Below are 24,234 nucleotides of genomic sequence, written 5' to 3'. Positions count from 1 at the left end.
GCAGCAGAAGTCGCCTCACTTCTCCCCTGCGATTCGCTTTACCATCACCAGAATGTCTTCTCGCGCCAGCGGCGTGGTGTCTGTCACGAAATGTAGAGTCATACCTTCTAAAAATGCGTCCAGCGCACGGGCGGTAACAGGATCAAACCACTGCTCCAGAGTGCGCTGACTGCGCTGCATCCAGTTCTGCATCACCTGTTTTAAGGCTGGCTTACGGCTGGCAAATGCATACAGCTGGTACATCAGTTCCATGTTGTCCGGCGTTGTGACCCGTGAGCCGTAAATCATGTCGGTAATGGCATTGCAGGCACCCTGCGCATCATTAACATCATCAAAAAAGGTCTGGTATTGCTGCGACATGCTTTCGGTAAAACCGCTAAACGCCTCCATCAGAAGATCATCGATGCCTGAAAAATAGTAGGTCATTGACCCCAGCGGCACCTGGGCGATAGTGGCGATTTTGCGATGCGTCACGGTATGAAGACCATACGTCACTATCGCCTCCAGCGTGGCCTGAACGATTTTTTCTCGCCGGTTTGGATCGTTTGCACGTCGCACACTGTGTCCTCTCATTCCATTTGTGTACAAATGTACACAAAAATTGCTAGTGTTGTCTCCTCTCTTCTCTTTTTTGGCTTGAATTCATGACCGCCAGTTCATCACGCAGGGCATTAAGACGCCGAACCTGGGCGCTGTTTATGTTCTTCTTCATACCGGGATTGCTGATGGCATCCTGGGCGACACGCACCCCCGCCATCCGGGACATCCTTTCTGTCTCAACGGCGGAAATGGGGGCGGTACTGTTTGGTCTTTCGATTGGATCGATGAGCGGTATCCTGTGTTCGGCCTGGCTGGTGAAGCGATTTGGTACACGCAACGTTATTCAGATAACGATGTCATGCGCGGTTGTGGGAATGGCCATCCTCAGCATTGCGTTAGGGCTTACCTCCCCGCTGCTCTTTGCGCTGGGTTTAGGTGTTTTTGGCGCCAGTTTCGGTTCTGCAGAGGTCGCGATCAACGTCGAGGGCGCGGCGGTTGAACGCGAATTAAACAAGACCGTCCTGCCGATGATGCATGGCTTTTATAGCCTGGGCACACTGGCAGGCGCCGGTGTGGGCATGACGTTGACCGCATTTGGTGTACCGGCCACAACGCATATTTTGCTGGCTGGCATGATAGCCATTGCGCCTATTTTTATCGCCATTCGGGAAATCCCCGATGGCACCGGTAGAAACGCCGCGGATGGCACACACTCGGCTGAAAAAGGGCTGCCCTTTTACCGGGATATCCAGCTGTTGCTTATTGGCGTAGTGGTACTGGCGATGGCATTTGCGGAAGGGTCCGCCAATGACTGGTTACCGTTGCTGATGGTAGACGGGCACGGATTTAGCCCAACGTCCGGCTCTCTGATATACGCCGGTTTCACGCTAGGGATGACCGTTGGGCGTTTCACCGGCGGCTGGTTTATTGACAGATATAGCCGCGTGGCGGTGGTGCGCGCCAGCGCGCTAATGGGGGCGATCGGTATTGGTCTCATCGTCTTTGTCGATAGCGCCTGGGTGGCTGGGGTCTCCGTGGTTCTTTGGGGGCTTGGCGCCTCGCTCGGCTTCCCATTGACGATCTCTGCCGCCAGCGATACCGGCCCCGACGCCCCGACGCGCGTCAGCGTGGTCGCCACCACAGGTTATCTCGCCTTCCTCGTCGGGCCGCCCCTGTTGGGATATCTCGGCGAACATTATGGGTTGCGTAGCGCCATGCTGGTCGTTCTGGCATTGGTGCTGCTGGCGGCGCTGGTTGCTAAAGCGGTCGCTAAACCAGAAACAAAAACGCACACTGCGACGGAGAATGGTTAATGGGTATCAAGTTAATTGCGGTAGATATGGATGGTACTTTTCTGAGCGACCAAAAAACCTATAACCGTGACCGGTTTATGGCGCAGTATCAGCAGATGAAAGAGAAAGGGATCCGTTTTGTGGTCGCCAGCGGCAACCAGTATTATCAGCTTATCTCTTTTTTCCCTGACATTGCCCACGAAATCGCCTTCGTCGCTGAAAACGGCGGTTGGGTGGTGAGCGAGGGAAACGACGTGTTCAACGGTAAGTTGCCCAGCGCCCATTTTCATGCGGTGGTTGACCATTTGCTGACGCGCCCGGAGGTGGAAATAATCGCCTGCGGTAAAAACAGTGCGTACACCCTGAAGCAGTACGATGATGCCTTAAAAGAGATGGCGGCGATGTACTACCATCGTCTTGAATTCGTCGATAACTTCAGCAATATCAACGACATTTTCTTTAAACTCGGTCTTAACATTTCCGAAGATCGCATTCCTGAACTGCAGGCCGAACTGCACGAGGCCATCGGCGACATCATGGTGCCGGTGCATACCGGTTACGGCAGTATCGATTTGATAATCCCGGGCGTACATAAGGCCAATGGCCTGCGTCTGCTCCAACAACGTTGGGGTATCAACGATGATGAGGTCGCTGTCTTCGGCGATGGCGGTAACGATATAGAAATGCTGCGCCAGGCCGGTTTTAGCTATGCGATGGAGAATGCCAAAGAAGTCGTTGTTTCCGCCGCAAAGTACCGTGCTGGCTCGAACAACAAAGAGGGCGTGCTGGACGTGATTGACAGGATTCTTCGCAACGAGGCACCGTTCTCACACTGATCGGCGAGCGCCCTGCTTTGCATGATCGGCGTTTCAAACGGCCAGCCTGCCGGATCGCTCCGGCAGGCTGGTGATTATCCTTCCCGTGAAGCGCCTACCTGTTTATCTTTCAGGAAGATAAACATCAGGAGCAGCCAGATAATCCCGTTTGCCAGATTAAACAGGCTAAACAGACCGTTTCCACCGCCCAGATAAGCATATTTGCTCACCTCGATACCGACGGTAAAAATCAGCATCTGCAACATGCCCATCGCGGCAGACACCGTGCCTTTGCTCATGTCGCTGGCAAACAGAGTCAAACGCACCAGCCCCGCGTTTGCCACGCCAATACCAAATGCATAGATGCTGAGGCCTGCCGTCATCCACAGATAGGCATGAGAGGAGACGACCGTCGCCGCAGCCGCGAGAATCAGCCCCAGCATAATCGGCCAGCCGCCCATGATAATTAACGAACGGACCGTCCGCCTGGCCGTCAGACGCGCCAGCACCAGATTCCCTGCGATAAGTGCGCCAAAAATAGGAACCTGTAGCAGACCATATTCATAACTGCTGAGCTGTTCGCCGCTAATGATGATAATGGGAGACTGCGCGATCCATGCCAGCAGAGGCAAACTGACAAACCCCAGCGCCAGTGCGCCTGCCACAAAGCGCACGTTCTTTAACACCAGCTTGTAATCCCGCCACAACTCTTTCAGCGAGAGCTTTTCGCCTATCCGGGTTGCCGTTTCCGGCATGGCGTGCTGTAAGCCGAAAAAGGCGAATGCCGCCAGTACGGCAAACAGAACGAACATGCCTTCCCACGGCAGCACATGGACCCACGCGGCCCCGACGAGAGGCCCCAGCAAGGGCGCAATCAGCGCCACATTGGCCATCAGCGCGGTAATTTTAATGCACACCGCCTCTTCAAAAGATTCCTGAATCGCGGCATAACCCACGGCGCCGATAAAACACAGGCTGATCCCCTGCAGGAAGCGCAGAAAGGTAAATTGCTCAATGTTTTGCGCAAGCAGCGTGGCAAGACAGGTGACGATGAACCACACCACGCCCGCCAGCATCACCGGGCGACGACCAATGCGATCCGACAGCGGCCCTAACAGCCACTGCAAAAACATGCCGCCAGCAAGGTAGGCGGTCATTGATGTCGGCACCCAGTCAATTCCGGCCTGGTATTGTTCCACTACCGCCAGCATTCCGGGCTGGATCATATCGTTAGCGATATAGGTGGAGAATTCGTAGAGCACCAGACAGAGAGGGAAAAGCAATGCCTGACGACCGAGTCGGGCGCCAGAAGATAAACGGTTTTGCATGCAATCTCTTCACAAATGAAAAATCGCGCAAAGTGTAATGAAAGCGCGTCTGCGGATATAGCAAATTATGCGCGTTGACCGCAAATAGCGCACATTTTTACAGAATGTCGATTAGCACCTGTTTCCTTTAAGGTTAATTTAAGTTGCTACCGCTATGATGTTGTCGGAACTCTGTTAATTACCCTGAGATGACACCTTTAAGACAATACCGCTTTACGGTATTTAGCAGGGCTTTTATTCTCAGCCAGGCACGGGTCATTTACATGGCTGTCCTTTATTCACCTCATTGCGCTAAGTCTGAATGTTATGCTGGAAAATATTAATACTTCACTGTTCTCTTTGATCAACGCCACCCCCGATTCCGCGCAGTGGATAATTGATCTCGCCATTTTCATTGCCAAAGATTTGATCAGTATTGTGCCGCTGCTGGCGGTGGTACTCTGGCTTTGGGGACCGCGAGAGCAGGTCAGTACCCAGCGCCAGTTAATCATAAAGATGGCGATCGCCCTGGTAGTCAGTCTGGCCGTCTCCTGGGTCATGGGGCATCTGTTCCCACACGATCGTCCGTTTGTCGACCATATTGGCTATAACTTCCTGCATCATGCCGCAGATGACTCGTTTCCCAGCGATCACGGTACGGTGATTTTCACCGTTGCGCTGGCATTTTTGTTCTGGCACCGGATCTGGTCAGGAGCCGTTTTAATGGCGCTGGCGGTGACTATCGCCTGGTCGCGCGTTTACCTCGGCGTACACTGGCCGCTGGACATGGTCGGCGGTTTACTGGTGGCAATGATCGGATGTCTGAGCGCGCAGATGATTTGGCAAAAATATGGCGCGTCGCTCTATCGCAGCCTGCAAACGTGCTATCGCATATGTTTTGCGCTTCCCATTCGAAAAGGCTGGGTACGTGACTAATCTGATGAAAAAAGAGTAGTATTAATCGCCCTGTACTGTGCAGGGTGATGACTTAACTCTCCAGGGGAACTATGGAAACACGACGCGACGAGCGTATTGGTCAATTACTGCAAGCGTTAAAGCGCAGCGATAAATTACACCTAAAAGAAGCCGCGACCCTTCTGGGCGTATCTGAGATGACCATCCGTCGCGACCTGAACAATCAAAGCGCGCCCGTTGTATTGTTGGGTGGCTATATCGTTCTGGAACCCCGTAGCGCCAGTCACTATTTACTCAGCGATCAGAAATCCCGTCTGGTCGAAGAAAAACGGCGCGCGGCGCAGCTGGCAGCAAGCCTGGTACAACCGCACCAGACGCTTTTTTTCGACTGTGGCACCACCACGCCGTGGATTATTGAAGCCATTGATAATGACCTCCCCTTCACCGCCGTTTGCTATTCGCTGAATACCTTTCTGGCGTTGCAGGAAAAACCATTGTGTCGCGCCATCCTGTGCGGCGGTGAATTTCACGCCAGCAATGCCATTTTTAAGCCGCTCAATTTTCAGGAAACCCTGAATAACCTGTGCCCGGATATCGCCTTCTATTCAGCCGCTGGCGTGCATGTCAGCAAAGGCGCGACCTGTTTTAATCTGGAAGAGTTACCGGTGAAACAGTGGGCGATGTCGATGGCGCAGTACCACGTTCTGGTCGTGGATCACAGCAAATTTGGCAAAGTGCGACCGGCGCGAATGGGGGAGTTAACCTGCTTTGATACCATCATTAGCGACTGCCGCCCGGATGATGAACTGGTCGATTACGCGAAAGCGCAGCGCATTAAACTCATGTATTGAGACAGTATTTACCGGATGGCAGCAAATGCCGCCATCCGACATCACGGGGATTACGCGAACCAGCTGCCAAACCATTGATGGAATTTCATCATCACAAAATCCCACATCCGGCTAAAGAATCCGCCCTCTTCCACCGCTTCCATCACCATTAACGGACGCTGCTCAATGGATTTCCCGTTAAGCTGGAAGTCGATGGTGCCCACCACCTGGCCTTTCTTCAGCGGCGCGGTTAACTGCGGTTCCGTCAGGGTAAAGCTCGCTTTCAGGTTCTTAAGCTGTCCACGCGGGATCGTCACCGAACCGCCTTCACCCGCACCCAGGTTCACTTCGCTCTTATCGCCAAACCAGACGCGCTGCGTGACAAACGTGGCATCCGGTTTAATGGGCGTCACCGTTTCAAAAAAGCGGAAGCCCCAGGTCAGTAATTTCTCCGATTCATTAAAGCGAACACGGTCAGTTTTCGTCCCCAACACCACCGAGATCAGGCGCATATCGCCCTGCGTTGCAGAGGCAACCAGATTGTAGCCAGCGCCTGCCGTTGTCCCGGTTTTCATTCCGTCGACATTCAGATTGGTACTCCACAACAGACGGTTACGGTTTGGCTGGCGGATCTTGTTAAACGTAAACTCTTTTTCTTTATGAATGGCGTACTCTTCAGGCACGTCGTGGATCAAAGCTTTTCCCAGCAGGGCCATATCCCGGGCGGTACTGAACTGCCCTGGCGCATCCAGACCGTGTACCGTCTGGAAGGTCGTATTAGTCAGGCCAAGCTTTTGCGCATACCCATTCATTAATCCGATAAACGATTCCTGGCTGCCGGCAACATAATCGGCGAGGGCAATACAGGCATCGTTACCTGACTGAATGATAATGCCTTTGTTAAGGTCGGAAACCGCCACCTGATCGCCAGGCTTAAGGAACATCACCGATGAGCCGCGCAATGCCGGATTTCCCGTCGCCCATGCATCTTTCCCCACCGTCACCATGTCCGTCAGCTTGATTTTTCCGGCCTTCAGCGCCTGTCCGACCACGTAGCTGGTCATAATTTTAGTCAGACTGGCAGGGTCGAGTTTCTCATCCGCATTACCTTCAGCCAGCACTTTCCCGCTGGCGTAATCCATCAGGACCCATGCCCGCGCATCAACGCTCGGCGGCGCGGTCGTCTGCTCGGCCGCCTGCAAGGTCGGCGCAAAAAGGAATAATAGTGCTGAGCCCGCAGCAAGGCTGCGAAGAGAAAAGGAGTATTGCTTCATAAATGCCACCCGAGTATCCATTCCAAAAAAAACACGTTACATCACCGTGTTACAAGTTTGGTGAGTAATAACGCACTTGCGAGCTTAAAGAAACCGTAACCAGGTAAAGTTTTTAAAGTTTATGCAATAACGCCCCGCTACGCTGCATTCCACACGATTTTTTTACAGGCTGTTGCGTAAATATTAGCTTTATTTCACCATGTACCCGGTCAGACGCCGACGCAGCCCTAAGGCTGCCCAATCAAATTAAGGGGTTACTATGATTACGCTGTGGGGAAGGAACAACTCGACTAACGTAAAAAAAGTGTTATGGACGCTTGAAGAGCTGGAATTACCCTTTCAACACATTCTCGCCGGAGGTCAATTTGGCCTCAATCATGACGCTGAATATCTGGCCATGAATCCCAACGGTCTGGTGCCGCTACTGCGTGATGATGAAGCCAACCTTGTGCTGTGGGAATCCAATAGCATTGTGCGTTATCTGGCGGCACAGTACGGGCAAAACCGGTTGTGGGTAGACTCCCCGGCCCGACGCGCGGAAGGTGAAAAATGGATGGATTGGGCAAACCAGACATTGAGTCCGGCGCACCGCGTAATCCTGTTTGGGTTGGTCAGAACCCCGGTGGAACAGCGCGATCCTGCGGCCATCGACGCCAGCGCGAAAGTGTGCGATGGCCTGTTTGGTATGCTTGACGACGCGCTGGCTACTCAACGCTGGTTCTCCGGTAACGAATTTGGCGTGGCCGATATTGCCATCGCGCCTTTCGTCTATAACCTGTTCAATGTCGGCCTGACCTGGACACCGCGCCCGAACCTTGAGCGCTGGTATCAGCAACTCAGCGAACGTCCGGCGTTCCGTAAAATCGTGATGATCCCGGTCAGCTAAGCTGCATCTGTCAGCGGGTTAGTCTGCGAGCCACAGGCTAACCCGGCATCTGAGGGCATCACACACTACTAGCGGGGACTCACTCTGAGTAATTCCCCGTCGGACTCATCGGTTAACACATATAAAAAACCGTCTGGCCCGATGCGAACATCACGAATGCGTTGTCTTCGCTCCCCCAGGATACGTCCATCTTCCGTCACCGTATTTCCGTCGACCGTCATAACAATCACATTCCGCTCTTTTAACGCCCCAATGAAGAGTTTTTGCTGCCACTGCGGGAATCGGTCGCTGTGATAAAAAGCCATACCACTGACGGCGGGCGAGTGCTTCCAGTAAAAGATCGGCTGCTCTGTCCCCGCCACAATCTCCCCTTTCGCTTCCGGGATTTTAAAACCACTGTAGTTAATTCCCCAGGTTGCCAGCGGCCAGCCGTAGTTTTTGCCTTTTTCCGGAATATTGATTTCGTCCCCGCCACGGGGACCATGTTCATTCAGCCAGAGCGTATTGCTCCACGGGTTCATTGCCATCCCCTGCGGATTACGAATGCCATACGCCCAGATTTCAGGTCGGGCCCCATCTTTGCTGACAAACGGGTTATCGGGCGGGATTTTTCCCTGATCGGTCAGACGTACCACTTTGCCCTGCAATTTATCCAGTTCCTGTGCGGTAGGACGCTGATTATTTTCCCCTAAGCCAATAAACAGATGCCCTTTGCCATCAAATACTAATCGTCCGCCAAAATGGTTTCCGGTGGACAGTTTCGGCATTTGCCGAAACACGGTCTGGAAGTTCTCAAGACGTTTCAGGTCTTCGCTGAGTCGCCCATACCCCACCGCCGTGCCCGCATTATCGTTTAGATCGCTTTCCGAAAAACTGAGCCAGACGCGGCGTGACTGCGCAAAGTCTGGTGCCAGCGCCACGTCCAGCAATCCCCCCTGCCCATGCGCCCACACTTTTGGCACTCCCGTCAGCGGATCGGAAAGCCCTTTGCCGGCTTGCCAGTGCCGCAGTTGGCCGCCTTTAAGCGTAATCAACATGCCGCGATTGTCGGGTAAAAAAGCCAGCGACCATGGGTGATCAAGTTTGGTTTGCAGCACGTCGACCCTGACTGCGGATGGCGCGGCATTGCCAAGCATTGAGAACAGCAATAATGGGAGTAACCAGCGATGAGATCGACGCATAACGCCTCCTGTAGGGCTATGCGTTAAAGCGTAGTCAGCAAGAAGGCGTGCAGAATTATTTTTACAAAAACGGATGATAAGGGGGAGTTGCCTCCCCCCTGCTTAGACCTGTGCCAGCATGGAATGCGTTTTCAGGCACTGGATGCTGAGCGTCAAATTCGTCAGACAGTTTTCAAGTTTCTCTGCGTTGACGGAAATGAAAGTCGGACAATCATGATGCCCGCTCATAAGGCAGACGGCAGCGGCAGCTAATGCACCTTCAGCAAGATGCAATGCCTCCCATTCTTCTATATCCAGATGAAGTTTCTGCAGTCGTGGTTTATCGTGAAGTTCGCGATTCAATTCAAAAAAGTTATCACGCAGACGATCACTTTCGCTGACTGACATGTAGCCTTTCGCTTTCCTCAACTGCAGATACGCGGCGAGATCGATTCGCGCGTTGATCAGCTTGTTAAGCAGAGCGGTTCTCAGTCTGCCAACGACCATACCTTGTTCCTCCTCTATCTACTCATGGTGCAACTTAATAGTATGGTCATTTTTTGAACACAATGATGCCTGAGATCAATAATTCACCATAAATTAACAAAATTTACATTGTATCTATAACCTTCATCTTGCCTGTGCTGAACGCCCGGTGAGATTGCGATACAATTTTTGCCCAGATCTCTGTAGAATCCCTGCCCTGACCACTCCAATAACTGAACAATTTTTAAGCTATGAGCAAAGTAACCCACCAGCCGAAAATCGGCTTCGTTTCCCTTGGCTGCCCGAAAAACCTCGTCGATTCGGAGCGAATCCTGACTGAACTGCGTACCGAAGGCTATGACGTGGTGCCAAGCTACGACGACGCCGATATGGTTATCGTCAATACCTGCGGCTTTATCGACAGCGCCGTACAAGAATCACTGGAAGCGATCGGTGAAGCGCTGAACGAAAACGGCAAGGTGATTGTCACCGGCTGTCTGGGTGCGAAAGTCGATCAGATCCGCGAAGTTCACCCGAAAGTGCTGGAGATCACCGGACCTCATAGCTACGAGCAAGTGCTGGAACATGTTCACCACTATGTGCCCAAACCGAAACACAATCCGTTCCTGAGCCTTGTGCCGGAACAGGGCGTCAAACTGACCCCGCGTCATTATGCTTACCTGAAAATTTCTGAAGGCTGCAACCATCGCTGCACGTTCTGCATCATCCCGTCTATGCGTGGCGATCTGGTAAGCCGCCCGATTGGCGAAGTGCTGAGCGAGGCGAAGCGTCTGGTCGATGCGGGCGTCAAAGAGATCCTCGTTATCTCCCAGGACACCTCAGCCTACGGCGTAGACGTGAAACACCGTACCGGTTTCCACAACGGTGCGCCGGTCAAAACCAGCATGGTTGATCTGTGTGAAGAACTTTCAAAACTGGGTATCTGGACGCGTCTGCACTATGTCTACCCGTACCCACACGTGGATGACGTTATCCCACTGATGGCGGAAGGCAAAATCCTGCCTTACCTCGATATCCCGCTGCAACACGCCAGCCCGCGCATTCTCAAGCTGATGAAGCGCCCTGGGTCTGTGGACCGCCAGTTGGCGCGCATCAAACAGTGGCGCGAAATCTGCCCGGAGCTGACCCTGCGTTCTACCTTCATCGTTGGCTTCCCTGGCGAAACAGAAGAAGACTTCCAGATGCTGCTCGACTTCCTGAAAGAAGCGCGTCTGGACAGGGTTGGTTGCTTTAAGTACAGCCCGGTTGAAGGTGCAGGTGCCAATGAACTGCCGGATCAGGTGCCGGAAGAGTTAAAAGAAGAGCGCTGGAACCGCTTTATGCAGGTGCAACAGCAAATTTCTGCTGAACGCCTGCAGGAAAAAGTGGGCCGCGAAATTATGGTCATCGTGGATGAAGTCGACGAAGAAGGCGCAATTGGCCGCAGCATGGCCGATGCTCCGGAAATCGACGGCGCGGTCTATCTGAACGGTGAAACAAACGTAAAACCAGGCGATATCGTGCGCGTGAAAGTAGAGAACGCCGACGAATACGATCTGTGGGGTAGCCGCGTTTAACCCTTTGCGCCGCCTTCAGAGCAGCGTGTACTGAGGATAAGCGGGCTCACCACTCCCGAAGAAAGCCAGGTTTTTATACCTGGCTTTTTTCAACGTCAGCAATAACGTTTTTTCCGTCAAAAAATCAAAAAAGAGGATAATTTTATCCTGCCATTCCAATTTCTTATAACACAATATCATTGAACAATAATAAATTAATAACATGAAATTTTTTTCCTCTCAGTTTAATGATGATGCGAATGGCAACAATTGGCGTGGTCTGGGTGGTCAATCTATACTGCTATTGAACAGATAATTAATAACGTTGATTATTTGAATTCAATACACATGTCATCTCCACCTACAACAGGAGGGAGTATGTTTTATTTTAGAATAAACAGAATCAGGATTTTAGATAATCATAAAAAAGGTTTTCTCTTTTTTGGCGATGATGTTGTACAAGTTAAATTAATTAGTTTTATTACCTCAGATGCAGACATTCCGATACTTGATGCCTGGTATTCGGAAAATGATGAGGAGGTAAAAAAACAGCTACTCACACAGGCAGTTCAACAAGTTGTGTCAGCACGATATTTTAGTGAAGTCTCTGAGGTCAGAGATAATTCTGTACTCACTTTTGGTGATACTGGATATGCTCTCTACTCATCCCCCAATATCCCAGATAATTTCAACTGGTGTCTGACGGTGATTAAGGATGACAATAATACCAATGAAATAGGAAGGCAGCTGGAATCGGCAGTTATGCAACCTGAGTTTGATGTTTTTGCTGCAAGTTTAGGAACACTGATTCTTGGCGCAGCAAATCCCGCGTTTGCTGCGGGTGTGATGATTGCAAAATTCTTAACTAATATCGTCTCCACCACACTGAAGAATAATCCCGATGATCAACTCGGCTTGCTTTATATGTCACTCAACAAGCAAGAGCATTATCGATATGGTGAAAGGAAACGAGATGGCATCCCCGATCTAACAGGAAACATCCGTGTGGATTATTCTCTCTTTGCCGTCAAACAAGAGTTGCAATAAAACTTTAGTGGGGAGGAGAACAGTTATTTTTCTAAAAAGGTACACAGCAATACAACGTTGGTCTGACTGGTGTAGTGCTTGAGCATGATGTTATTTGCACCTCATTTTGCGAATGAATTCTCTTCCCCATTCCTGGAGCTAATATCAAATAAATAAGTACAGGATAGCACTGCTATCTGTACTCCCCTCATAAAGGAGAATACGATGTTTACTCATAACAAAATTGAGTCACTCCAGTTAGCATTAAAATCATTAGATCTTTATAGTGGGAAAATAGATGGCCTCATCGGACCTTTGACGTTGTCTGCAATTAAAAAACTCGAAGCCTTCATGGCCGAAAAATCTTTTACGGATAAACCGCTTCCAGACGACCCTATACCGGATATCACGACAATTGATAACGTAATTGATCAACCGGGGTCAAATATTGATGAAGCGCTGATATTTACCTTAAAAAATGAGGGTGGCTATACAAACCATCCGGCGGACAGAGGCGGGCCAACAAATAAAGGCATCACGCTTAAGAGATTAGAGGAGTATCTGGGGAGAGATGACGTTACAGAAGAAGAAGTAAAAAACATGAGTTTTGAAACCATTAATATTATCTACAAAAAAAATTATTGGGATGTATTAAATCTTGATCAAGTGTTAGACCAGAGCATTGCTACCGCGCTATTTGATATGGGCGTATTGTGTGGTCCTGGAACAGCATTAAAACTTTGTCAATCGGTGCTGGGTATTAATCAAACCGCCAGAATGAACAGTGAGACGCTGGAAGCCATCAATAATACTACCGATGACAAATTCATCCCGCTGTTTGCCGATAAAATTATTGAACGATTTAACCAGATTGCCGCCAATAATCCATCCCAGAAGGTTTTCCTTAAAGGCTGGACAAACAGGGCCAATAGACTTCATTCACTGATTGATAATGACAGCGTAGACGTTAGTGTACCTCCACTGGTGCCGGGAACATCTATCGGAGAGGAATTATATGCACTGGCGGAAAATGCTGGTGTTCCGCACGATGACATTAAAAGAATGATTGACTGGCAGACACATAATAATGCCGGGTCTAATCCCCGATATTGGGCTGTTTTCAAAATTAAAGAGCATTCCAAAACAAAAAGAATGCATATATTTGATCGGGTCAATAAGACGGTTCAGAGTGTTCATGCGGTACATGGGACGGGCAGCGACCCAAATCATGACGGACTGGCGACAACTTTTTCAAATACACCAGAGTCATACCAAAGTTCGTTAGGACTCTATAAAACGCTGAGCACCTATACGATGGCACAACATGGCAGAGCACTAAGACTGGAAGGTCTGGAAGAAAGCAACAGTAATGCTTTTAAGCGCGGGATTGTCTTTCATGGCGTCCCTTACGCGGGGGAGCAGTATGTTAAGCAATATGGCCGTTGTGGACGATCCCATGGCTGCCCTGCCGTAGAGTATGCCCTTGTGCAGGCGCTTATTGATCAGCTCAAAGGGGGCTCACTGCTGTTGATATCCTGAACAGAAACTACCGACGACAATATTTCCGCCGGTTACGGCTCACGTGTAGCACACGATAACATCCGTGAAAAGGCCAGCAGTATCTGCTCGTCATCCTTGATGAGTCGGTACTGCTGCTCTGGTAATTCATGATAGTGTTTCAATTTGGCATAAAGCGTGTCATTTATTTAGACATGACCACAAAACCGTTTCCCATAAACACCAAACCGGGCTTTAACCCTCTCAGGCAGATCACTACCTTTATAACCTACACAATCCCCTTTGCAGAGAAAGACGGTTCCTTCTGGCAAGCCGTCGTCTCTCCAGATTACGGCCATAAGAAACTTGAAGCAGCGCTGAATACAAAATGTATCGCGCTCAACAACCCGTTTGACTACTTCAATATTTATTTCTCTGATGCATCAGGCAATTTTGGGAAATTTAATATCCTTTACGTGACCTTATTCACAATCACGATACAGATCCTGGAACACATTCTTTATAGAAGACAAAGCATGATTCTCGCTTTAATATGCCTATAGCTCATTGAAAACTGAAAGGTTGAACATGTCTGATGCACTGACAGGACCGTTAACACGCCTTATCGGCATAAGTAAAGAATTTGAAACTACCGCTCCCCATATTTTTAATGATTTCACATCGCAATTATTTCAGATAAATAATTTTACCGCTTGCGTGCCGCTGATTGGCATATTTAGCGCCGGCAAATCGTCTCTCCTCAATCTATGGCTGGGGCAGAATATATTACCGGTTGACCAGGCCCCAACCACCGCGCTGGCAACAGAATTGCACTACGGCGATCAACAGACTCTGGTTATTGCCCTGGCTGATGGCACCGTCAGAGAGGTGCACTATGCTCCGCAAAACGCCCTTGATGTTAATAACGATGCAACGCCGGAGGATCAATATGCCTGCTTAACCGTACCCTCTGCCCGGCTCCGCGATCTGCATGGTCTCATTCCGGTGGATATGCCGGGCGTAGATTCAGGAATAAAGCGGCATGTTGATGCATTTTACCGCTACGCGGAACGCGGCGCGGCATTTATTGTCGTGGTTTCGGCTGAAAGCGGAACCCTGCATGCCAGCCTGGCGGCCGTGCTGCATGAAATTGCGTTCCAGCCCGTCCCCTTACTCCTGGTTCTGACCAAGTGCGATAAATTGACGCCGGAATCGCTGGATAATGTTGAAGAGGAAATATCCGGTAGGCTAAGCGATCTGGGATGCCAGCCGCGGATCGTCGTGCGGGCAAGTCGTAATGATCGTGAAACCGCCGATCGCCTGCAGGATGCCCTGCTTCAGTTGAATATCCAGGATCTCAAAGTTATCCATTTTGCCGGGCAAATTCAGTCATCGGCTTCCCGTCTTCTGGATCATATTACAATGCTGCGCAAAAGCAGCACACTGGATCCCGGCGCCCTTGATGCGCAAATTTACCAGTACGACCGCGCCTGTCAGGAGCTGAATGACACGCTGGCACGCCAGAAATGCCGTCTTTCCGGGACACTTCGCCAAAATACGATGGATAAGGTGAGCGGCGACGTGCATAACGCGCTGGTGAAAAATCTTGACGTGTTATACAACTGCCTTATGCAGGGCGAAGATATTTTCCAAACCCGTACGGCAGCAATCATTAGCGATGTTTATCGCACCTCTCTGAACCAGGCCCTACGAGTTAATCTCTCGGATATCGTTGTGAATATGCAGAATGAGGCTGTCGGTGAAAATATCGATATTGGCAGCATTCTGCAAAACGGTTCACAAACCGCCGTGCTGGTTCTGGAAACGCTGGCAACGGTGAGTAAAGGCAGTCGTTGGTATAAACTCATCTCCACTGCCCTCGCCGTGACGACCTCAGTCATTAACCCTATTGTCGAGTTATTGATCATTTTCTTACCCGACATTATTAAGCTTTTTTCAGACCCGCAAGAGCGTAAACGAGAACTGGTTAAGCAAAATCTGCAGGAGAAAGTATTCCCTGAAATCCGACAGCGAGCGCGTGAAGCGCTGGCAGAAATACTGCCGGAAATTGAGCTGGAGTTAATCGCCGGTCTGGAAGAAGAGTGGCGTACCCGGATAGAAGAGAGTCGCTCCGCACTTGAGCATTGCCGTGAAGAAAAGCGTCAACACGAAGCTGAATGGCTCGCCCAGCAAGATCTCTGGTCTGCGCAGATCGACGAAGTCCGTGACGCCATTCGAGAAATCGAACAACGACAAAAATCGCTAGCTGTACACCCATAACTTATTCAGGGACGATGAATCATGAGCGCCTCCACCCCACGCGATGGTATTCACGCATTTATGCAAACACTGGAAAACGTCTGCGCCAACCTTACTCCCCATAAGGATTTTCTGCGTGAAGAGCGACTGTTCCAGCTAAATCAAATCCTCGCAAACATGCGGCGCAGCCTCGCCGCTGAAGACGAAGCCAGCCGACTGTTACGCATCGGCATCGTCGGATCGGTAAAAGCGGGGAAATCCACCTTTCTGAATGCCCTTCTCTTCAACGGTCAGCATATTTTACCGAAAGCAGCGACACCGATGACCGCTTCGCTGACCCGTCTGCGCTATGCGCAGGAACAGTGTGCAAAGCTGGTGTTTTACTCGCCCCAGGACTGGCAAAACATAGAGAGTGACGCCGATGCCGCCGATAAGATTATTGCCACAAAGTTGAGCGAGGTGCGCTCCCGTCAAGCCAGCAGACCCGGCACCACCTTCAACGAAGAGAGAGCCCGAAAAAGTATTATCCACGAACTGCCACCCGAATTAGCTGCCTGCCGCGAACTCCGGGAAACAGCGGAAAGCGAAAGACTGGACATCTATAGCGAGCTGGAAAAAGGGGAACAACTTATCCCTTTTAGCGACCTGAGCGAAATCCAGGCAAAACTCAGCGAGTACATTGGATCCCGCGGGCGTTTAACGCCCCTTGTCCGTCATGTTGAGTTAAACCTTAACCATGAGATGCTCCGCGATATCGAAATTATCGATACCCCGGGGTTAAATGACCCTGTTGTTTCCCGCAGCCGGGAAACAATTAATTTCCTCTGCCAGTGTGATTGCGTCATGATCCTCTCCTCTGCAGGTGAATTTTTATCCAAACAGGATATGGATCTTATTAAACACAAACTGGTCAATGATGGCATTCTTCATCACATTATTATTGCCAGTAAAATGGATTTAGCTATTCAGGATCATCGCGGCCAGAAAACGTTTTTTAAGGATGCCTTTATGGCTACGCGGCAAAACGTCGTCGACGCCATGAAAGATCGTTTCGATACGCAGGAACCGGTCCTGATATCGGCCTTACTGGAAGGTATCGCGTGGAAAATGGAACAGCAGCACCCCTTAAGCGAGGAAGAGAAACTCACCCGGGATAACCTGGCAAGCTTTACTAACGCTCCGTGTGAAGCGAAGGATTTTCGGGTAATTGCCGGATTAAAAAAAGTGCGTCAGGAGCTGGAGCTGTGCCGGGAGAAAAAAGACCAGATTAAGTATGCGCATCAAATTGATTTAATCCGCGGCAAAAATAGTGAACTACGCGACTGCCTTAAACACCTCGAAACCGCCGCACAGGGCGACAAAGAGACGCTCGGTTCAGTTGATCTGGAAACCCTGCAGACGGGGATTAATGCGCTCACTCAGAGCGTCAAAAAAATCGACGCGGATATTAATGTCCATTTCAGTACGGCAGAGCTGCAGATGAATCAGGAATTTGAACGCCTGAAATTGCGTATTATTGGGCTTATTGATAATTACCGTGAACTGAGCGTCAGCAGTAAAAGCCGTGATGTGGATCGCAGCACCACCAGCGGCATGTGGTTCTGGAAGAAAACCCACACACATATTGTGTCGGTAACCGAACATATGGCGGAAACTTCAGATATTATCCACACGCTGCGCAGCTATACCAGAAGCGTACATTCGGAGATCCTCACGGCATATAGCCATTTTGCGCCGCTGGATACCTTAAGGTCGCAGCTGAAAAAACGCGTACTGGATGCTTTTCAGGAAGCTGATGTTACCTTTAGCAAAGAGACTATTCTTGTACCACTGCAAATAAGCCTCGATAAATTGCAGATCACCCCTCCCCTTTATGAGCCACAAGCCGAGATCGACGAAATTATTAATCAATTTGGTGCCAGCACGAAAAATGAGGATATTGCCAGATTAAAAGTGGCGCTGGAAAATGCACTGGACAGCATCAGCAAAAAGATCCGGCTTACGCTGGATGAACAACAGATCCGTTTTATCAGAATTCTGCATCAACAAAATGACGCATTTGTCGGCGATATTAGCCAGTCCGTACAGAGCAGCCTTGATAAACTCGCCGCACAATACACGGATAAACAAAGCAATATTGCCCGCTATGACGAGACAATAACGCTACTGCGGGGATTGCGTACAGAATTATCCCATCAGGAGGTTTAGCGTGGATTTCGAGGATTTATTCACGGATGAGATTCCCACAGAATTGGCCAGCGATAGCACGCAGGAAAAAGATGTCGCGCTAGCGTTACTGCTTCGCCTGTACGCTGGCAACACGCAGAATCAAAAATATTTTTCGCTTCTTCGTCGCAACCTGCAGGAGTATCTGCCCGAAATAATAAGCCGGGATGCGCTTAAAGATGAGCGAGAGCGTACGCTGGTAGAAGCCTTTCGCACCCTGAGTGCAAAATTCGTTGAGCAAGCGCAACTTCCGCAGCTTAAAAACAAATGTCTGGTCGGAGTGGGAGGCAGATTTAGCGCCGGTAAGTCGCACTTTCTCAATACCCTGACCGGACGTCCCCACCTTCCCACCGGGCAACGCCCAACAACTGCGGTCGCCACATACCTGGTAGGTCAGGAGCACCCGTCCATCGCAGCCTACACGGCGAATGAAACACGGGTTCCCCTGGAGCCGGAAGAATTACAAAGCATTGCCCACGTTTTTTATAAAAACTATGGTCTGGGTTTCTCCGACATTCTCAAGAAGATCGTGATAGGACTGCCAGACTTCCCGTGGCCTGGTATCGCGCTGCTTGACACGCCAGGCTATAACAATGACGACGAAGAAAACCGTGGCGATCGCCTGTTTGATGAAAAAATTGCCAGGGAGCATCTGAGCAACTGCGACTACATTATATGGCTGGCAACCGCCGATAACGGCTCATTAGGCCAGAGTGATATTGCCTTTCTTAACTCGCTGCATTTAGCCCACCCTTGCCTGGTAGTGTTAAACAAAGCGGATGGAAAAACCGAAGGCGATCTGCGCAGCATCATCACCACATTTAAGGACCAACTGGATAATGCCGGAATTGCTTATTGTGGCGTGACGGCCTTTTCATCAACGCTCAACACAGAGTATTTAGGCGCAACGCTACTGAGCGATTTTATTGCGCAGGCCTGCAATGACGAGCAGGCTCGTCAGGATATGAAACAAGAACTGTTGAATCTGCAGACCGAGTGGCAGCAAATGAATCAACAAAAGCGCGACGCGCTTAGCCAGACTAATGCTCCGATCCGGCGCGGTATCGTGAAAAGCGAATCACCACAGTATATCCGCTCATTGGTTGAAGCTTACAGTCTAAATCACACGCTAATCGCCGAGCTTACCCGTCAGAGTAAAGCCTTTAATCTTCAGATCGATAAGTTATTAAATCATGAATAAAGCGATGCCACACTTTCTTGATGACCTTGTCAGCCTGCTGCAGGATGAACCGCAACAGGATACCTGGTCCGCACCGTGGAAGATGCTGAAAGCATCCTGCGACACACTCATCGAACAACATTTATTACCCAGTAGCTACCCGGATAAAGCAGCACTTCAGTTGGCCCAACAGCAGGCCCTCGATCGTCTCCTTGTCATGCTGCGCTTTCCCCAACTCATTAATCATCATGTGGTCTGCTATATCGGTTTCCGGGGACATGAACGCGATACGTTGTTGCCTGCATTTATGCAATCGCGACGTTTTCATCGCGCGAATGACACTATCCCGACGCTGATGAACCGCCCATACTCGCTTGCCTGTCAGGGCGGCGTTACGCTGTATCACAAGCACTGCCCGATGATCGAATCTGCCATCCTCGATACCTTCGAAAAAATGCGGCAGCATAAGGGCGAATTGCAAAACTTTATCTCCGCCTTTGCGCTCGCAGTGCCCCACATCGGCCCAGCAGTTACGCTGGTTGACATTCCTTCCCGCGCTTCACCAGACTCGCTCTATTTCAACGGACTTCTGGACGTTGCCAACACCATCATCTTGCCAGCCAGGTCACAATACCTGATAAAACGTACGCTGAAAGTACTTGAACAGACCGGAAGTACGGCGCAAATCCATCTGGTATCAGTTCGTGAAGGACAAGCCGCCGAACTAAAAGGCATGTTTCGTAAATTATGTCTCCAGGAAACACCGCCCCCGGAACTGACGTCGCTGCGCCCAACAGTCAATAGCGGAATTTATCACGAGATTGAGGCCATTTTCGAAGAACCGCTGATTTGGTTGGAAGGGGAGATCAAACGCAGTAAGCACATTATCGCGAATGCGAACGCGGATCTGGTGCAAAACGATGCAGACACGCATGTCAGCAACGTTATCGAAACGATGATGCTGCAAACGAAAAAGCAGTGTGATGAGCTTGCAGAGTCCACCCTGCGCTACCGCCAGTGCCTGGACCTCCTGTTAAGCCAGTGCCGCGAAGTAGAGACGATTTTTGAAAAACAACGTGCGCCGGAGCTACCCGGAACAGATGCCCATTCCTCCCTGCGCGATCGGCAGTGGAAATATGCGCAACAGCGCTTCATTTCACTTAGCTACAAGAAACAGACAAGTAAAGCCATCCGTCTTGCCGGCGACCTGCGCCTTGCTGGTTACCCCCATGCGAATATCCTCAATCTCTTTATCAGCGAACTTAGCAATAAGCCACTCAGCAGCGCGTACCTGGCGGAATTACGCGCACTGAGCGGCAGTCAGGATGATTTCATTTATCGCGCCTGCCTGCATTTTCGCGCCGCGCTGGGCGTGAACGACGCCGAGGCTGGCCAGCGCTATGCGGCCAATATTGTGTGCCGGACAGGCGAAGAATTTTATACACTCGGCTGCTGGAAACTGACCTCACGCCCCAATGAAGGCGAGAAATATCTCCGCCGCGCTTACATGCTTGGCGACTCCCTTTCCGGTGACCTCTTATTACGCCGAGTGGATAAAAAATCCCCCAGAGAAGCCGAGGTAACTTTGCGTTATCTGGCCAACGCCCTGCATCCCGGCGCCAATTATCTCTATGGCTGCCATTTTATCGACAACCATCGTCCAGAGAACGCCCATCTTCATTTACGTATTGCGGCGGCATTAGGTCATCTGGATGCACTCAAAGCGATTGCCCGGATCGAGTACAGCAAATACGCCGCTCCGCAGGAAATGACGCCCTCCAGAAAGAACGCGCTGCAGATTTATCACTACCTATGGCACGATGCAGCCAGAACACAGCGCAAAAATGCGGCATTTTTTGATGACAATGATCGGTATATCTACGGCAGCCTGCTGCACTTACAAAAAAGATTTACCGAAGCACACGCGATCCTCGAGCAGTGCCAGCAGACCAGAGCCTGGACCTTACTGGGCAGAATGCATCACTATGGCGACGGCACACCGATTGACCTCAATTTGGCGCGAACCTATTACCAAAAAAGTATCAGCGCCGGCGATATCAGTGCGATCAAGATGCTGACACGTCTGGAAAAGACTATCCAGGAAAAAGTCAGCCGCGAGAACGCCTACAAAACCTCTTACCAACGCACAGAGCATACCTCGTACCCCAGCTCCTCCAGCGACAGCAGTTGCTTTCTGACCACTGCAACCTGCCGCGTAATGGGCTATGAAGATGATTGTGAGGTATTGCAATCCTTCCGTCATTTTCGTGACCATATCTTGCTTGAGCAGCCGGACGGCGAAAATTTGGTCGGAGAGTATTATCATATTGCGCCCAAAATCCTTGATAAAATTGACGCCAGCGAAAATCCCCAGGCAGTGTATCAGTGGATGTGGGATGACTATATCAAACAAGGTTATGAACTATTGCTGGCTGGAAATCATCAGGAAGCAAAAGACCTTTATATAAAACTTGTGACGACATTAATGAAAATCTATCTTTAATTGCAGATAGTCCAATCTATTTTAGGTCTGCAAAGCTCATTTTGTTTTGCTGAATTTTTACATGAACAAGCGTATTACGTTTGAAGATGGGTTTCCTATGGAAACCCATAATTCTGAGGAAACCACCGGTTCCCTATTGGTTAACATATTAGCGAATTTGTCATGTCAATTTACTGATAGCAGGTCCAGGCGATGCAAAAGGAATAATGAAGACTGGCGCAGTGATTCGATACAGTTTACGGTTACCGATTGAGGAATTTGACCAGCAGACAGGAACTCGCAATGGCACGAAGAACTGAGCTTAGAGGAATTGCTAATTCACTTAATGGAAGCTTTGTCAGCTGAAACAACGAGTTCGGTGGATACTGGTCTATTGGTCAGTTAAAGCTATCCGCTACTGAAAGGAGGCTCACCTCATTGAGGTTTTCATTTCCCGTGCATAAACACGACGCCAGCGTTGTCCTGATGAATTACATAGCGCGGCGATACACATGTTTGCTGGCTGAGCTTTTGGTGAAACAGCGACTTCCTGACACCTGGGTTAAAGATGTTAGCATTACGCTTGACTTCGACACTATTGCTGAAGCTACCCAGTTACTTGACAGCCCAACACTGGGTGAGCCTTTCAAATGCCTTTGTCAGATAGTTGATGATAATGGTCATCTCTACTCCTCCGTTATCTATGGTCGGTGCTTACCCCATTCTGCTGTGAGAGAATTGCGATCGCCCCGTGAACAGTTGCCTTAGACCATCCGATACTAAGAGGTATTAGTATTAATTCCCTCATACCCGACAGTAGCATTGCTGTTAGCAGAGTCGTGCCAACAGCGGACGCTAAAAGCATCACATTATGTTAATTATTGGGGAGCAGTCCATATTCTATCTCAACAGGTATAAGGAAAACTTCCAACCTGGTTAGATAACGCCGTAAAAATGCTTTGAAATGCCAAACGCATCTTAGCCACAAATAATGCCGCATTCGACTACATTGGAATGTAATTCACAATAGGGAGTTGACCAGAGAATGATTACAGTACGAAAAGCACATCTGGATGATGCAGCATTATTAAGTCAAATGGGTTATTCCAGCTACACTCACCACTTTGCCCACTTGTGGCATGAACACAACGAATTGCAGGCTTTTCTCTTTCAGGAGTACTCTCTGCCCGCAATACAGGAAGAATTACAAAGCGAAGCCAGTTGCTGGTTTATCGCAGAAGAGACTGCTCCGGTCGGATTCGCCAAAGTATCCTGGCACTGCCCCGTGGATGAAAACGGCCCGACAGGTACATTGCTGCATAAACTCTATCTGTTACCTGGTGAAACCGGCAAGGGCTACGGTGAGACTCTGCTTGCAGAAATAGTGCGTATGGCGCAATACCGTGGTGAAACCTTTTTCTGGCTGGAAGTTTTAGACGCTAACCCGCGGGCGTACCGCTTTTACACCCGCCAGGGGTTAACACATATCAAAGATACAACGTTCAGCACCTCAACCCAGCAAAGCACATTGCATATCCTGGGTAAACGTATCTGAGGGATCTCCTTACCGTTCAATTTGGCCTGCCGCAGCTACCCTTTAATCTTCGGATCCAGCGCGTCGCGCAGCCCATCGCCCAGCAGGTTAAACGCCAGCACCGTCAGGAAAATCGCGACCGCCGGGAACAATGCCACGTGCGGCGCAATCACCATATCCGCCCGCGCTTCATTGAGCATTGCCCCCCACTCCGGCGTCGGCGGCTGTGCGCCTAACCCGAGAAAAGACAAACTGGCCGCCGAGATAATCGAGGTGCCGATACGCATGGTAAAAAAGACCACAATCGAAGAGACCGTTCCTGGAAGGATATGGTTGAAAAGAATGGTGGCATCACTGGCGCCAATACTGCGCGCCGACTCAATAAACGTTTGCTGTTTTAACACCAGGGTATTCGCCCGCACCAGACGGGCAAACGCAGGAATGGAGAAGATTGCCACGGCGATAATCACATTGGCAATGCCGCTGCCCAGCACCGCCACCACCGCAATCGCCAGCAGGATGCCAGGAAAAGCAAACAGCACATCGCAGATACGCATGATCATTCTGTCCCACCAGCCCTCATAGTAGCCCGCCAGTAAACCAAAGACCGTACCTATCGCCGCGCCAATAAACACCGCAAATACCCCAGCCGCCAGGGAGATTTGCGCCCCAACCAGCACGCGACTGAAAATATCCCTACCCAGCGAATCGACGCCAAACCAGTGCAGCATGGAAGGACCGTCATTGAGGCGGTCGTAATCGAAGTAATTTTCCGCATCAAACGGTGTTAACCCACGGGCAAAGATCGCCACCAGGATCAGCAGCAGCACAAAAACACCGGCGATCATGGCCACATGCTGACGACGAAAACGCCGCCAGAACTCATACCACGGCGTGCGTACCCGATCCGGTTTTACCAGAGGCATGGCATTTAAAATCGCCTGACGGCGCCAGTTGAACAGTCGCATC

General features: G+C 50.2%; 19 protein-coding genes. 13 read left to right on the top strand and 6 right to left on the bottom strand.

The annotated features are described in order from the left end of the window. Positions 1-15: 15 nt before the first annotated feature. The gene (locus AC07NP_RS02350; RefSeq protein WP_494659456.1) at positions 16-558 is read right to left on the bottom strand and encodes a TetR/AcrR family transcriptional regulator; all 543 of its coding nucleotides are present in this window, start codon (positions 556-558) and stop codon (positions 16-18) included. An 86-nt stretch (positions 559-644) separates the two neighbouring features. Between AC07NP_RS02350 and AC07NP_RS02345 the strand changes: the two genes are divergently transcribed. Both AC07NP_RS02345 and AC07NP_RS02340 read left to right on the top strand, forming a co-directional pair. After that, a complete protein-coding gene (locus AC07NP_RS02345) occupies positions 645-1,853 on the top strand; it encodes an MFS transporter (protein WP_494659455.1) in 1,209 nt (402 codons plus the stop codon). After that, positions 1,853-2,668: a Cof-type HAD-IIB family hydrolase gene (locus tag AC07NP_RS02340; protein ID WP_494659454.1), complete on the top strand. Its 816-nt coding sequence runs from the start codon at positions 1,853-1,855 to the stop codon at positions 2,666-2,668. Before AC07NP_RS02345 ends, AC07NP_RS02340 begins: the two co-directional genes overlap by 1 nt. A gap of 74 nt (positions 2,669-2,742) precedes the next feature. Here the strand turns inward: AC07NP_RS02340 and AC07NP_RS02335 are convergent, their stop codons facing one another. Next, positions 2,743-3,975 (bottom strand): MFS transporter, encoded by a 1,233-nt coding sequence (locus AC07NP_RS02335; RefSeq protein WP_494659453.1) that lies wholly within the window; start codon positions 3,973-3,975, stop codon positions 2,743-2,745. Between the two features lie 306 nt (positions 3,976-4,281). On the opposite strand from AC07NP_RS02335, the gene ybjG reads away from it, so the two are divergent. Next, complete coding sequence (ybjG, locus tag AC07NP_RS02330; protein ID WP_494659452.1) at positions 4,282-4,890, top strand: undecaprenyl-diphosphate phosphatase; 609 nt, start codon at positions 4,282-4,284, stop codon at positions 4,888-4,890. 71 nt (positions 4,891-4,961) lie between these two features. Beyond that, positions 4,962-5,720 carry a DNA-binding transcriptional repressor DeoR gene (gene deoR, locus AC07NP_RS02325; protein WP_494659451.1) on the top strand — a complete coding sequence of 253 codons (759 nt, stop codon included), beginning with the start codon at positions 4,962-4,964 and terminating at the stop codon, positions 5,718-5,720. Between the two features lie 50 nt (positions 5,721-5,770). Here deoR and dacC read toward each other — a convergent pair whose 3' ends face one another. After that, complete coding sequence (gene dacC, locus AC07NP_RS02320) at positions 5,771-6,973, bottom strand: serine-type D-Ala-D-Ala carboxypeptidase (protein WP_203358355.1); 1,203 nt, start codon at positions 6,971-6,973, stop codon at positions 5,771-5,773. Between the two features lie 259 nt (positions 6,974-7,232). On the opposite strand from dacC, the gene AC07NP_RS02315 reads away from it, so the two are divergent. Continuing rightward, positions 7,233-7,859, top strand: a complete 627-nt coding sequence (locus AC07NP_RS02315) for a glutathione S-transferase family protein (protein WP_494659450.1) — start codon at positions 7,233-7,235, stop codon at positions 7,857-7,859. Between the two features lie 68 nt (positions 7,860-7,927). Here AC07NP_RS02315 and AC07NP_RS02310 read toward each other — a convergent pair whose 3' ends face one another. Continuing rightward, a complete protein-coding gene (locus AC07NP_RS02310) occupies positions 7,928-9,040 on the bottom strand; it encodes a PQQ-dependent sugar dehydrogenase (RefSeq protein ID WP_494659449.1) in 1,113 nt (370 codons plus the stop codon). Between the two features lie 102 nt (positions 9,041-9,142). Next, positions 9,143-9,526 carry a biofilm formation regulator BssR gene (gene bssR / locus AC07NP_RS02305; protein ID WP_494659448.1) on the bottom strand — a complete coding sequence of 128 codons (384 nt, stop codon included), beginning with the start codon at positions 9,524-9,526 and terminating at the stop codon, positions 9,143-9,145. Between the two features lie 230 nt (positions 9,527-9,756). Between bssR and rimO the strand changes: the two genes are divergently transcribed. The 8 genes from rimO to AC07NP_RS02265 all read left to right on the top strand — a co-directional run bounded on the left by rimO (position 9,757) and on the right by AC07NP_RS02265 (position 23,286). After that, complete coding sequence (gene rimO, locus AC07NP_RS02300; protein ID WP_494659447.1) at positions 9,757-11,082, top strand: 30S ribosomal protein S12 methylthiotransferase RimO; 1,326 nt, start codon at positions 9,757-9,759, stop codon at positions 11,080-11,082. Between the two features lie 357 nt (positions 11,083-11,439). Then, positions 11,440-12,108, top strand: coding sequence for a hypothetical protein (locus AC07NP_RS02295; protein WP_494659446.1), 669 nt, complete (start codon positions 11,440-11,442; stop codon positions 12,106-12,108). Between the two features lie 204 nt (positions 12,109-12,312). Next, positions 12,313-13,626 (top strand): murein L,D-transpeptidase catalytic domain-containing protein, encoded by a 1,314-nt coding sequence (locus tag AC07NP_RS02290; protein ID WP_494659445.1) that lies wholly within the window; start codon positions 12,313-12,315, stop codon positions 13,624-13,626. A 546-nt stretch (positions 13,627-14,172) separates the two neighbouring features. Then, positions 14,173-15,864: a dynamin family protein gene (locus AC07NP_RS02285; protein ID WP_494659444.1), complete on the top strand. Its 1,692-nt coding sequence runs from the start codon at positions 14,173-14,175 to the stop codon at positions 15,862-15,864. A gap of 21 nt (positions 15,865-15,885) precedes the next feature. After that, a complete protein-coding gene (locus AC07NP_RS02280) occupies positions 15,886-18,051 on the top strand; it encodes a dynamin family protein (protein ID WP_494659443.1) in 2,166 nt (721 codons plus the stop codon). 1 nt (position 18,052) lies between these two features. Beyond that, the gene (locus AC07NP_RS02275; protein WP_494659442.1) at positions 18,053-19,270 is read left to right on the top strand and encodes a dynamin family protein; all 1,218 of its coding nucleotides are present in this window, start codon (positions 18,053-18,055) and stop codon (positions 19,268-19,270) included. Between the two features lie 4 nt (positions 19,271-19,274). Further along, on the top strand, positions 19,275-21,752 hold the full coding sequence (locus tag AC07NP_RS02270; protein WP_494659441.1) for a CFI-box-CTERM domain-containing protein: 2,478 nt from the start codon (positions 19,275-19,277) through the stop codon (positions 21,750-21,752). A gap of 1,024 nt (positions 21,753-22,776) precedes the next feature. After that, complete coding sequence (locus AC07NP_RS02265; RefSeq protein WP_494659440.1) at positions 22,777-23,286, top strand: GNAT family N-acetyltransferase; 510 nt, start codon at positions 22,777-22,779, stop codon at positions 23,284-23,286. Positions 23,287-23,321: 35 nt separating this feature from the next. Here AC07NP_RS02265 and gsiD read toward each other — a convergent pair whose 3' ends face one another. Beyond that, entirely contained in the window at positions 23,322-24,233 is a 912-nt protein-coding gene (gene gsiD / locus AC07NP_RS02260) for a glutathione ABC transporter permease GsiD (protein WP_494659439.1), read from the bottom strand. Position 24,234 lies beyond the last annotated feature (1 nt).

It is taken from the genome of Citrobacter sp. GW821-FHT07H02 (genome assembly GCF_059418505.1).
This window is presented reverse-complemented; position numbering and strand designations above follow the sequence as displayed.